This window comes from Kitasatospora sp. NPDC005748, assembly GCF_040630735.1.
Classification (GTDB): Bacteria; Actinomycetota; Actinomycetes; order Streptomycetales; family Streptomycetaceae; genus Kitasatospora.
On record NZ_JBEXYD010000027.1, the window covers coordinates 50,805 to 62,603 of the forward strand.

At 75.7% G+C, this 11,799-nt stretch carries 10 protein-coding genes; 4 read left to right on the top strand and 6 right to left on the bottom strand.

Going from position 1 to position 11,799, the window contains the following annotated elements; all coding sequences use genetic code 11:
- Positions 1-323: 323 nt before the first annotated feature.
- Positions 324-1,532, top strand: a complete 1,209-nt coding sequence (locus ABZ495_RS20490; protein ID WP_359808395.1) for a polysaccharide deacetylase family protein — start codon at positions 324-326, stop codon at positions 1,530-1,532.
- 285 nt (positions 1,533-1,817) lie between these two features.
- Here ABZ495_RS20490 and ABZ495_RS20495 read toward each other — a convergent pair whose 3' ends face one another.
- The gene (locus ABZ495_RS20495; protein WP_359837251.1) at positions 1,818-2,588 is read right to left on the bottom strand and encodes an aspartate/glutamate racemase family protein; all 771 of its coding nucleotides are present in this window, start codon (positions 2,586-2,588) and stop codon (positions 1,818-1,820) included.
- Positions 2,589-2,645: 57 nt separating this feature from the next.
- Here ABZ495_RS20495 and ABZ495_RS20500 point away from each other — a divergent pair, with 57 nt between their 5' ends.
- Positions 2,646-3,785 carry a glycosyltransferase gene (locus ABZ495_RS20500; protein ID WP_359837253.1) on the top strand — a complete coding sequence of 380 codons (1,140 nt, stop codon included), beginning with the start codon at positions 2,646-2,648 and terminating at the stop codon, positions 3,783-3,785.
- A gap of 25 nt (positions 3,786-3,810) precedes the next feature.
- Positions 3,811-4,554 (top strand): class I SAM-dependent methyltransferase, encoded by a 744-nt coding sequence (locus tag ABZ495_RS20505; RefSeq protein ID WP_329490821.1) that lies wholly within the window; start codon positions 3,811-3,813, stop codon positions 4,552-4,554.
- 147 nt (positions 4,555-4,701) lie between these two features.
- On the opposite strand, the gene ABZ495_RS20510 is transcribed toward ABZ495_RS20505, so the two are convergent.
- The 5 genes from ABZ495_RS20510 to ABZ495_RS20530 all read right to left on the bottom strand — a co-directional run bounded on the left by ABZ495_RS20510 (position 4,702) and on the right by ABZ495_RS20530 (position 10,115).
- Positions 4,702-5,901 carry a glycosyltransferase family 4 protein gene (locus ABZ495_RS20510; RefSeq protein WP_329490820.1) on the bottom strand — a complete coding sequence of 400 codons (1,200 nt, stop codon included), beginning with the start codon at positions 5,899-5,901 and terminating at the stop codon, positions 4,702-4,704.
- A 3-nt stretch (positions 5,902-5,904) separates the two neighbouring features.
- Positions 5,905-7,104, bottom strand: coding sequence for a polysaccharide ABC transporter ATP-binding protein (locus ABZ495_RS20515; protein WP_359837255.1), 1,200 nt, complete (start codon positions 7,102-7,104; stop codon positions 5,905-5,907).
- Positions 7,094-7,999, bottom strand: coding sequence for an ABC transporter permease (locus tag ABZ495_RS20520; RefSeq protein WP_359837258.1), 906 nt, complete (start codon positions 7,997-7,999; stop codon positions 7,094-7,096). Before ABZ495_RS20520 ends, ABZ495_RS20515 begins: the two co-directional genes overlap by 11 nt.
- 156 nt (positions 8,000-8,155) lie before the next feature.
- Entirely contained in the window at positions 8,156-8,833 is a 678-nt protein-coding gene (locus ABZ495_RS20525; RefSeq protein WP_359808404.1) for a thiol:disulfide interchange protein DsbA/DsbL, read from the bottom strand.
- A gap of 169 nt (positions 8,834-9,002) precedes the next feature.
- Positions 9,003-10,115, bottom strand: a complete 1,113-nt coding sequence (locus ABZ495_RS20530) for a glycosyltransferase family 4 protein (RefSeq protein ID WP_359808406.1) — start codon at positions 10,113-10,115, stop codon at positions 9,003-9,005.
- Between the two features lie 310 nt (positions 10,116-10,425).
- Between ABZ495_RS20530 and ABZ495_RS20535 the strand changes: the two genes are divergently transcribed.
- The gene (locus ABZ495_RS20535) at positions 10,426-11,556 is read left to right on the top strand and encodes a glycosyltransferase family 4 protein (protein ID WP_359837260.1); all 1,131 of its coding nucleotides are present in this window, start codon (positions 10,426-10,428) and stop codon (positions 11,554-11,556) included.
- The last annotated feature ends 243 nt before the right edge of the window (positions 11,557-11,799 follow it).

An 11,799-nucleotide genomic window follows, 5' to 3' on the forward strand; every position in this document is an offset into this window, starting at 1 on the left:
AGGCAGCCCGCGGGAAGCGATATCTCGACTACTCTCCGCAACGGGCTCTCGCCCGGTCACGGGCGCCGCCACTGATCCGGCGTACGCCCGGAGGCGCCTGTTTTCGGCCCGCGAAAATTCCTCGGCTGTCCGGTACAACCATCCACCGGGCACATCTGTCTCCACTACATTGAGCGATCCAGGAGCCGTCCGCGGTGCGGGTTGGGAGTCCCCGCCGAGGACCGGAAAACACCAGGGGGCGGAGCCGCCGTGCCCTGGAGTCGGAGGCCGGGCTCCAACCTCCGGCGGTACCGCCACGCCGCACCGGCGACCGAGGGGGAACCGTGCCGCAGTCCAAGTCCACGACGTCGACCTCCATGGCCCGGATCGGGTCCGTCATCAGCACCCTGCCGAGCGCCCACGTGCGCTCGTTGCCGCAGGCGGCCGCCGGGCAGCCGGCCGCTCGGCGACGGGCCACCGGGCACTCGGCGGCCGCACCACCGATGACCACCCAGTCCGTGACCGCGCCGCCCGCACCGGGCCGGCCGGCGGCGGCCCCCGCGGTCGTGGCGGTCCCCCAACCGCTGCCGCGCGGACGGCGGGCCGCCCGCCGGCACGCCGCGCCGACCGCGGCCGACCGGCCCGAGGGGCGGGGCGACTGGTTGCGCTTCGCCCCCGTCCAACCGCTGTTCCGCGCTCGGGCCGCGCAGCGGCTCGCCGTGCTCGCCTACCACGGCGTGACCGATCCGCGGTCCTTCGGCGCCCAGCTCGACCGGCTCCGAAGACTCGCCACCCCCGTCTCGCTGGCGGCCGTCCAGCAGGCCGTCGCCGAGCGGCGGCCGCTGCCCGCCCGCAGTGTCCTGGTCACCTTCGACGACGCCGACCGCAGCGTGCTCACGCACGCCCTGCCGGCGCTCAACGACCGGGGCATCCCGGCCGCCGCCTTCGTCATCTCCGAGCTGATCGGCACGGAGAAACCGTTCTGGTGGCACGAGGCCGACTTCCTGGCACGGCACGGCGGGCGCGCCCGCTCGCTGGACTGCGGGCACCCCTCCCAGGTGCTGCGCCGGCTCAAGGCCATGCCCGACCCCGACCGGCGGCGCAGCCTCCAGGAACTGCGGGTCAGCGCGGACCGGCGACCGCCCCGGCAGGAACAGCTCACCCCCGCCGACCTCATCGCCCTGCGCGCGGGCGGCGTCGCCATCGGCAACCACACCCAGGGGCACCCCTGTCTCGGACGCTGCGACGACGTCACCGTCCGGGCCGAGATCACCGGGGCGCACGAGGCGCTCACCCGCTGGCTGGGCGAGCCGCCGACCGCCTTCGCCTATCCCGACGGAGGGCACGACCCGCGCGCCGAAACCGTCCTCCAGGAGCTGGGGTACCGGCTCGGGTTCCTCTCCGACCACCGCCTGGGCCCGCGCCTTCCCGACCACCCGCTGCAGATCAGCCGGCTCCAGGTCGACTCCACCACCAACACGCGCCGCTTCGACACCATCCTCTCCGGACTCGAACCGGCCTACCGGCGCTGGCGCGGCCAGGCCGTGGCGTAACGGCGGCGGCGGTGCGCGGTGCGTCGGCCGGTCCGACGTCCCGTGCATCGCCGGCTCCGCAGCGAGGGGGCGAGGGGGCGAGGGGGCGAGGGGGCGAGGGGGCGAGGGGGGCGAGCCGAGCGCCGACGGTGGACCGGCCGGGGGGCCTTCTCCCGCGCCGACCTTCTGTACGCGCACTACCAAGCCAAGGGTCGACGCCCGGCCGACGGAGCCGTCACACAGCGGCTCCCTGCGCGGTCCGCGCGTGAGGGGTCGACAGCCGGGCCGCCGCGGCGGCCGTTCGGGTCAGGCGGCCGGGGCGGTGAGGTCGAGGCCCTGCGGGTAGAGGAGCACGGCGGGCGGGAGGGCGGCGCTGCGGCCCGCGTGGAGGACGGTGAGGGTACCGGTGCCCCGGCGGGTGGGGTCGGCGACCCGGCGCAGGGCCTGGGCCACCACGGCGTCGGCGGAGCCGTGCAGGGTGAGGTGGGCGGCGGCGGTGGGCGCGACGGCCGCGCGGATGCGGTCGGCGACCAGCTCGTAGTGGGTGCAGCCGAGGACGAGGGCCGCCGTGCCGGCCGGCGTGCGGGCCGCCGCGTCGGCGACGGCCGCGTCGATCGCGGCGTCGTCACCGTGCTCGACGGCGTCCGCCAGGCCCGGACAGGCGACCTCGGTGACGGCCGCCGGTCCGGCGAAGTCCCGGATCAGAGCGCGCTGGTAGGCGCTGCCGGTGGTGGCCGGGGTGGCCCAGATCGCGACCGGTCCGCCGACGGCCGCGGCCGGCTTGATGGCCGGGACGGTGGCGATGACCGGCAGCGCGGGCTCCAGCTCGGCGCGGAGCGCGGCGAGCGCGTGGACGGAGGCGGTGTTGCAGGCGATCACCAGCGCGTCCGGTTCGAGGGCCGCCGCCGCCCGCGCGCAGCCCAGCGCGAGGGCCGTGATCTGCTCGGGTGTCCGCGGGCCCCAGGGCATAGAGGCCGGGTCGGAGGAGAGCACCAGATCGACGTCCGGGCGCAGGTTCCGAAGCACGGCGGCGGCGGCCAGCAGGCCGATTCCCGAGTCCATCAGTGCGATCTTCACAGGGCAAGACTCTAGTCGATACCCCGTGGCGGGCCCCGGGTGCGGCAGACTGCCCGGGTGACCGTCCTGCTGTGGATCGCCGTCCTGTCCCTGCTGGTCTGGCTCTGGCTGGCCTGCTGCCACGGGCTGTTCTGGCGCACCGACGTGCGGCTGCCGCCCCGCCGGCCACCGGTCCGCTGGCCGCAGGTCGCGGTGGTGGTGCCGGCCCGGGACGAAGCGGAGGTGCTGCCGCTCAGCCTGCCGGGCCTGCTCGCGCAGAAGTACCCGGGGCGGGCCCGGGTGATCCTGGTGGACGACCACAGCTCGGACGGCACCGGAGCGCTGGCGGCCGCGCTCGCCGGGCCCGGGGGCCTGGAACTGACCGTCACCACCCCTCCCCCGCTGCCGCCCGGCTGGACCGGCAAGCTGTGGGCGCTGCGGCACGGGGTGGAGCTGGCCGGCCCGGACGTCGAGTACCTGCTGCTCACCGACGCGGACATCGCGCACGGCCCGGACTCGCTCGCCGAGTTGGTGGCCGCCGCCGAGAGCGACCGGCGGGACCTCGTCTCGCAGATGGCCCGGCTGCGGGTGGAGACCGGCTGGGAGCGCCTGATCGTGCCGGCCTTCGTCTACTTCTTCGCCCAGCTGTACCCGTTCCGCCGCAGCAACCGGCCCGGGGCCCGGACGGCCGCCGCCGCGGGCGGCTGCTCGCTGGTGCGGCGGGAGGCGCTGGAGCGCGCGGGCGGGGTGGCGGCGATCCGGGGCGCGGTGATCGACGACGTGTCGCTGGCCCGTGCGGTGAAGGCGGCCGGCGGCCGGATCTGGCTCGGGCTGGCCGAGCGGGTGGACAGCGTCCGCCCCTATCCCCGGCTCGCCCAGCTGTGGCGGATGGTCTCGCGCAGCGCCTACGCCCAGCTGCGGCACTCCCCGCTCCTGCTGGCCGGGACGGTGCTGGGGCTGACGCTGGTCTACCTGGTGCCGCCGGTGGCCACCGTCGCCGGGCTGGCCACCGGGCACGGCGCGGTGGCCGCGGCGGGCGGCGCGGCCTGGGCCCTGATGACGGGGACCTTCCTCCCGATGCTGCGCTACTACCGGCAGCCGGCGCCGGCCGCGTTGCTGCTGCCGTTCACGGCGTCGCTGTACCTGCTGATGACGGTCGACTCGGCGGTGCAGCACTGGCGCGGCCGCGGGGCGGCCTGGAAAGGCCGCACGTACTGAGCGTGACGTGGTCCACAATGATCAAATGGATCGTCAGACAATCTCCCGCCTCGCCCATGTCCACCACCCCATCGCCGCGCCGATCACCGACGAGTCGGTGGCCCGGCTGCTGGCCCGGGCCACCGAACACACCGACGCCGGCCGGGCCCTGGACCTCGGCTGCGGGGAGGGCGGCTGGCTGGTCCGGGCGTTGACCGCGCGCCCGCACTGGCAGGCGGTCGGGGTGGACCTCGACGCCGCGGCCCTCACCCGGGCCCGGCAGACCGCGGAGGCGCTCGGCGTGGAGCGCCGGCTCGGCCTGCACCACCAGAGCGCGGAGGAGTTCAGCTCGCGGGAGCCGTTCGACCTGGTGCTGAACATCGGGGCGACACACGCCTTCGGCGGGCTGCTGCCGACGCTCGCGGCGGCCCGCGAGCACCTGGCGCCGGGCGGCCTGGTCATGGTCGGCGACGGCTTCTGGGAGCGCGAGCCCACCCAGGCCGCGCTGGACGGCCTGGGCGCGACCCGGGACGAGTTCGCGGACCTGGCGACCACCACGGACCGGGTGATCGCGGAGGGCTGGACCCCGGTGTACGGCTACGTCAGCAGCCTCCAGGAGTGGGACGACTACGAGTTCTCCTGGACGGGCTCGCTCGCCCAGTGGGCGCTGGACAACCCGGACCACCAGGACGCGGCGGCCGCCCGCGAAGCCGTGGACCGGCACCGCGCCGAGTGGCTGCACGGCTACCGGGGCACACTGGGCTTCGTCACCCTGCTGCTGCGTCGCTAGCCGTCCGGCCGGCGGTCCGCCCGGCGCCGGACAGAGCGGCGGGGCGGGCCTGCCGGTATCACCGCCCGGCAACCGCAGGGCGGCGGGCGGGCCCGAGCCGGACCACGCGGCGCCGGACAGACCGGCGGGCGGGCGGGCCCGCCTGGGTCACCGCCCCAGCAACCGCAGGGCGGCCGGCTTGGTGAACTCGTACCTGGTCATCTGCTCCAGGTCCTTCAGCCAGCCGGTCACCCGCGCCGGGCGGGCCAGCACCCGGGCGTACAGGTCCTCGAAGGCGGTGGTGACGCCGTCCAGCGAGAACCGCCCGTCCACCCACTCCCGGCCCCAGGCGCCCAGCCGCGCCCGGCGGTCCGGGTCGTCGAGCAGCCCGCGGAGCTGGTCCACCAGCGGATCGGGCACGCGCGAGCCGTCGCCGAAGCCGTACATGCAGCGCGAGGCGTGCGGTTCGACCAGCGGGCCCGGCTCGTGGACGGCGGTGTAGCCGGCCGCGCCGTGGACGACGACCGGTTTGGCGAAGGCCAGGCCGCGCAGCGCCGAACCGCCCATGCCGAGCACGATGTCGGCGGCGTCGTAGGCCGGCCGCGGGTCGGCCAACTGCCCCGGCACCAGGACGGCTTGGCGGCCGAGCGCGGCATTGGCCGAGGCGGCGCGGGTGCGCAGCCGCTCCAGGCTGGGGCCGGCGCCGACGACGACCAGCCGCACCCGCGGGTCGTCGAGCTGCCGGACGGCTTCGACGGTGAGCTCGGCGCCGGCGTCCTTCTCCAGCGCGGGGACCAGCCGGGTGACGATCGCGAGCAGCAACTCGTCGTCCCGGATGCCGTGTTCACGACGGAACGCGGCGCCGTCCCCCCGGCCCGGCGCGTCGGTGGCGGTGTTGACCGGCGGCTCGATCAGGCTGACGTCCTGGTGCCCGAAGGCCCGGCCGTCCCCCAGCAGGGCGCCGAGGCCGAGCACCAGCGGCTGGTGCCGGGGCAGGCCGCGCAGCATCCGGATCCCGTAGAACGTGGTGACCAGCGGCAGACGGCCGTAACGCCCGGGCCCGAAGTAGGAGTTGCGCGCCGCCCGGACCTCCCAGGCGTGCAGCAGCTGGCTGCCGTGCTCGGCGGCCAGCCGGCCGAGCCGGCGGCGGACGTCCGCGCGCGGGGTGTCGGGCCCGCCCGCGACCACCACGTCCAGGCCGTGGCCGGCCGCGACGTCGAGCAGCGGGGCCGGGCCCGCGACCCCCTGGGCGAACAGCACCGGATCGTGGCCGCGGTCGCGCAGGGTGCGGGCGATGTCGACCGCGTTGAGCTGGGCGCCGCCCAGGGCGAGGTTGTTGAGGTGGACCAGCACCCGGACCGGGCTCACGGGTCACTCCTCCCAGTGGTGCGGGACGAACACCGGCGCGGCCAGCACCACCGCGCGCGGCGGCGAGTCCAGCATCGGTCCGAACACGTCGAACTGGCCGACCGAGTGCCAGCTCATCAGGGTACCGCCGTCGGTCCGGCCGATGCTGTAGACGCCGGCCCAGAGCGTGTAGCGGCCGCGCGGCAGCGGCAGCCGGGGGATCACGCAGGCGACCTGGTGGTCCTCCCCGGTGAGCCGGACTTCGTGGCTGATCTGGAAGATCGGACTGGAGGTGCCCTCGCTGACGCCCAGGTGCAGGGTGGCGTCCCCCCGGTAGTCGCCGCCGAGGGTCAGTTCGACCGTCATCGGCTCGTCGGTGGTCAGGCTGTCGCGGTCCTCGCCCCGGACGGCGTGCTTGAGCAGTCGCAGCGGTTCGCCGGTGCGACCGCCGGACTCCGACTGCGCCTCGATGGAGTCCCGGTAGCCCGCCATGGCGTCCTTGATGCCCGCGTCCACCCGCACCGAACCCTGCTCCAGCCAGATCCCGCGCCGGCAGATGGACTCGACGGCGGGCAGGTCGTGGGAGACGAAGACGATGGTGGTGCCCTGCTCGGCCACCTCGCGCATCCGGTCCAGGCAGCGCTGCTGGAACACGGCGTCGCCGACCGCCAACACCTCGTCCACCAGCAGCACATGGGGCTCCAGGTAGGCGGCGACGGCGAAACCGAGGCGCATCTGCATGCCGGAGGAGTAGAACTTCACCTGCCGGTCGATCGCACCGCCGAGCCGGGCGAACTCCACGATGTCGTCGAAGCGGCCGGCCACCTCGCGGCGGCGCAGGCCGAGCAACGCTCCGAACAGGTAGATGTTCTCCCGGCCCGTCAGGTCGGGGTGGATGCCGGCCCTGATCTCGATCAGGGCGCCGATCCGGCCGCGCACGTCGATCACGCCGCCGTACGGGTACATCACCCGGGTCAGCATCTTCAGCAGCGTGGACTTGCCGGAGCCGTTGGAGCCGATCAGACCGACCGACTCGCCCGGCTCGATGTGCAGGCTGATGTCGCGCAGCGCCCAGCGCCACTCCTCGCCCTTCTCACCGCGGAGCCGACGGGCCATCGAGTCGACCTTGTCGCGCAGCAGCATCCGCTGCTGGTCGGCCTTGAAGCGCTTCCACACCCGGTCGGTGCGGATGGTCCCCAGGGGGTGCGTCGGGCTAGGCGACATCGGCGATCCCCGTCTCCAGCTTCTTGAACAGCAGGTAGCCGCCGACCAGGAACACCAGCGAGGAGACCGCGGCGATCGAGGTGAGCGTGACGTCCGGCGCGTCGCCGAACAGCAGGGCGCCGCGGTAGCCCTCGATGACGGCGCCCAGCGGGTTGAAGCCGACGTAGATCTCCTGGAGGCACTGCGGGATCTGCGCCAGCGGGTACGCGACGGGGGTGGCGAAGACGCCCATCTGCGTGATGATCGGCAGCAGGTGGCGGACGTCGCGCAGGTAGACCACGGCGACCGAGAGGATCAGCGCGACGCCGTAGGTGAAGGCGAACTGGATGAGCAGCAGCGGCAGCACCCAGAGGAAGGTGACGGCCGGGGCGGTCCAGAAGATCAGGAAGAGCAGGCCGAGCACACCGACGCCGATCACCATGTCCACGCTGGCGACCAGCATGGTGGCCAGCGGGAAGACCTCGCGCGGGCAGTAGACCTTGTTCAGCAGGCTGAGGTTGTTGGCCAGGCTCAGCGCGCCCTGGTTCATCGTGTTGCTGAAGAACTGCCAGACGATCAGGCCGACGTAGGCGAAGAGCGGGTAGGACACCGCGCCGGTGTCGATCTTCACGGCGCGGTGGAACACCAGGGTGAAGATGGCGCAGAGCGCCAGCGGGGTCAGCACCGCCCAGGCGAAGCCGAGCACCGCCTGCTTGTAGCGGGCGCGCAGGTCGCGCTCGGCCAGGGCCCGCACCAGCTCCCGCGCGCCCCACAGCTCCCGGGCCACCTGCGCGGGGCGCAGCCGTCGTTTGAAGACCAGGTCGGTTGGCGGCCCGTCGGCGACCGCGGGCCGCCACGACGCGGCCGATGTCTGGCTGTCGCGCTCGTCGACGAGCTGCGCGCGTTGTCCCCCCACGGACCCCTGCCCTCTCCGGTACCGCCGGTATCGAGAAGTGGGCTCGCCACCACGGCAGTTCTCGATCCCGGCGGCGCGGCCCGGCGTCCACTCTGGCACAGGGTGTGGTCGCCGGGGGTCGGTTCGGTGAAGGTGATCGGTCGGTCGGGAGAGGGGTCAGCCGCGGGGGTGGCGCTGCTGGTCCTGCTCGACCAGCCGGTCGAGGGCGTCGGGCATCGCCGAGACACCGCCGGCCCGGGTCGGCGTGGTGCGCTCCTCGCCCTGGACGATCACCGTGGGCAGCTCGTTGATCTTGTTCTGGACGAACATCGCGGCGGCGTCGTCGACGGCCCGCCGCACGTCGTCGGAGCGGTAGGCGTCCCGGAAGGTCCGCTCGTCGACGCCCTGGCGCACCGCCCAGTCGGTGGTGGCGTCCTCGGTGGTGAGGTCCTTGTCGTCGGTGTGGACGGCGCGGAAGGCACTGGTCTGGAGGCGCTCGACCAGGCCGAGGCGCTCCAGGGTGTAGTAGAGCCGCGCGTGGCCGCGCTGCGTGCGCTCCTCGGGGCTGCCCGGCCAGATCGCGGGCACCCGGCGCAGGTTGACGTCGGAGCGGTGCTTCTCGGCCCAGGCCTGGAGCGGCTGCTCCAGCTGCTGGGAGTGGCCGCAGTCGTACCAGAAGAACTCGACGGCCTCGGTGCGGGCGCTCTCGCGCACCGGCTTCAGCTGGTCGACGCGGACGGACTGGGAGCCCTCGCGCGACGGTTGGTGGGTGGTGGCCGCGCCGGCCTGGACGGGGGACGCGGCGATCCCGGTCGCGACGGCGAGCAGGACGGTGGACCTCAGCAGCGATTTCACACCGGGCAGTGTGGCGGTGACGGATCGTCGACGGCCACTCGCCCCGAGGGGGCCGGGCCGCGATTCGCCCGATCGGCGCAGCCCGGCCCGGGGGCCGGTGCGAACGGCGGCGCGGACGGCGTCCGTACCGGCGGACCGGCCCGGGGCCGGCGCCTGCCGTCCGCGCGGGTCAGCGGCCGCAGAGGTCGGTGAAGAGCCGCTGCCAGGCGTCGGCCACCACGCCGAGTTCGCAGTGCGCCAGCACGTGCTCCCGGGCGGCCGCGCCGAGCGCCGTCCGGTCGCCGGCCAGCACCTTGGCCAGCGCCTCGGCGAGCGCGACCGGGTCCCCGGGGGCGACCAGCGCGCCGGTGGCGCCGTCGCGGACCACCGAGCGGACCCAGCCGACGTCGGTGGCGACGGCGGGCAGCCCGGCCAGCGCCGACTCGATCAGGACGCCGGGGACGCCCTCGCTGTCGCTGGTGAGCAGCAGGGCGTCGGCGGCCCGGTAGAGCGGGGCCGGGTCGGCGAGGGTGCCGAGGAACTGGGCCCGGGCGGCGGCCGGGTGCCGTTCCAGGGCGGCGCGCTGCGGGCCGTCGCCGGCCACCGCGAGGCGGACGTCGGGGAGCCGGTCGAGGGCGTCGAGGGCGAGGTCGAGCCGCTTCTCCGGGGCGATCGCGCCGATCCAGGCGACCAGCAGCCCCTCGGCGGGCAGGCCGAGCGCCTGCCGGGCCGCGCGCCGCTCGCGCTCGCTCCCGGCGGGCGGGTAGCCGTCGGCGGCGCGGGCGTTGGGGATGGTGCGGACCTTGCCGGCGGGCAGTCGGAAGCGCTCCTGCAGCAGGGTGCGGGCCTCGTCGGCGAGCGCGGTGACGGCGGCCGCCCGGTGCAGCAGGGCGCCGGTGCGCAGCCGGCGCAGCGGGCTCGCCGTCCAGTGCCGGGGGTCGCCGATGGAGACGTAGACGAACGGCGTGCGGGTGCCGGCCAGGGCGAGGGCGCAGGCGGGGAGGGTGGCGGAGCCGTGCGCGACGACCACGTCGGCGGTGCGCGCGGCGGCGCGGAGCGCGAGCAGGGTGGCGGGGTGCAGCCGGGCGCGGCCGAGCACGGTGGTGGCGAGGGTGTCGGGTGCGTCGGGGGCCGCGTCGGGGTGCGGGGCGAGGGCCCGCAGGGCGGAGGCCTGGCCGCGGCGGCGCAGTTCCCGGTGCAGGTCCCGGGCGAGGTTCTGGGCGCCGCGGCGGCGCGGGTCGGTGATCACGTGCAGGATGCGGGGGCGGGTTCCGGCCGTCTTCGCCGGTGTCGCGTCGGGCATGGGAACGACCTTGGCACAGGGGGGCGTCCGGGGCAGCCCCTTCGCACAACCCGGCGGTGGCCCGTGCGCCAGCGCGGTTACCCCTGTCGGGCGCCGGTCGGGTGCCGTCGTACGCCGCCGGTGTCGGGCGCGCGCCCCGGTGCGCGCCCCTGGCCGCCCCCGACCGCCCGGGGCGGCGGGAGGCTCCTGGCCGAATACCTGGCGGGCGGGCGGCGCCACCTGCGATGCTGATCGGCAGTCAGGGTGCCGACCGGCACGGGAGACCGGCCGCGCCCCGGAGGGCGGGGGTTGGCCTGTGCATGTGCTCTATGTGATCGACAGCGTGAGCCGGGTCGGCGGGGCCGAGCAGGGCCTGGTGGCGATGGCCCCCCAACTGGTGCGGTCCGGGGTGAAGCTGGACGTCGCGTACCTCAAGGACTCGCCCGGGGGCTTCCAGCCGGAGCTGACCGGAGCGGGGGCCGATGTCTTCGGCGTCGGCCGGGCCACCCGGGGGCGGACGCTCGCCGCGCTGCGCGGACTGGTCCGCGAACGCCGCCCGGACCTCGTCCACACCACGCTGTACGAGTCGGACGTCCTCGGCCGGGCCGCCGCGCTGTCGGCGCGTACGCCGGTGGTCTCCAGCCTGGTGAACTCGGCGTACGGGCCGGAGCACCTCAACGCGCGCGGCCTCAGCCCCTGGAAGGTGCGGGCCGCCCAGACGGTGGACGCCGTGACCGCCCAGGGCACCCGCCGGTTCCACGCCCTCACCAGGCACGTCGCGGGCGCGATGGCGCAGCGGCTGCGGGTGCCGCGGGAGCGGATCGACGTGGTGCCGCGCGGGCGGGACCCGGAGCTGCTGGGCACCGTCACCCCGGAGCGGCGGGCCGCCGTCCGGGCCGCGCTGGGCCTGCCGCAGGACGCGCCGGTGGTGCTCGCGGCCGCCCGCCAGCAGTACCAGAAGGGCCTTGACGTGCTGTTGGAGGCCTGGCCGGCGGTCCGGCGGGCGGAGCCGGACGCGGTGCTGCTGCTGGCCGGCAGCGAGGGCACCGAGACGGCCCGGCTCACGGCCCTCGCCGAGGCGGCGGGCGGTGTGCGCTTCCTCGGGCCGCGCGGCGACGTCTTCGACCTGATGGCCGCGTCCGACGCGTTCGCCGTGCCGTCCCGCTGGGAGGGGCTGGGCAGCGCGGCGATGGAGGCGATGGGCGTCGGCGTGCCGCTGGTCTGCGCGGACGTGCCGGCGCTGCGCGAGACGGTGGGCTCGGAGGACTACGCCCGGCTGGTGCCGGCGGAGCAGCCGGCCGCGCTGGCGGCGGCGCTGGTCGACACGGTGCAGGACCGGGCCTCGGCCCGGGTGCGGGCGAAGTCGGCGCGGGCACGGTTCCTCACCTCGTTCACCCTGCACCAGGTGTCGGCGCAGATGGTCGGGTTCTACGAGCGCTCCCTGCGCCTGCGCACGATCTGACGGGATCCCGTCGGTCCCGGGCGCCGTCCCGGTCATCGGGCGGTCCCAGTATCGCCAAAGCGGTTGCGCCGCACGTCGGGGCTGGGCAAGCATCGCAGGATGACCGGCGGCCGGTGCGTGGCCGGCGTGGGCGTGGCCCGGCGTGGGCGAGGGCGCGGCCCCGACCGCCCGGCCGGGGCCCGGTGCCGCTGCGCCGCCGGGCGCGGGTCGGCGGGGAGCGAGCCGTCAGGGGGGCGGGTCGGG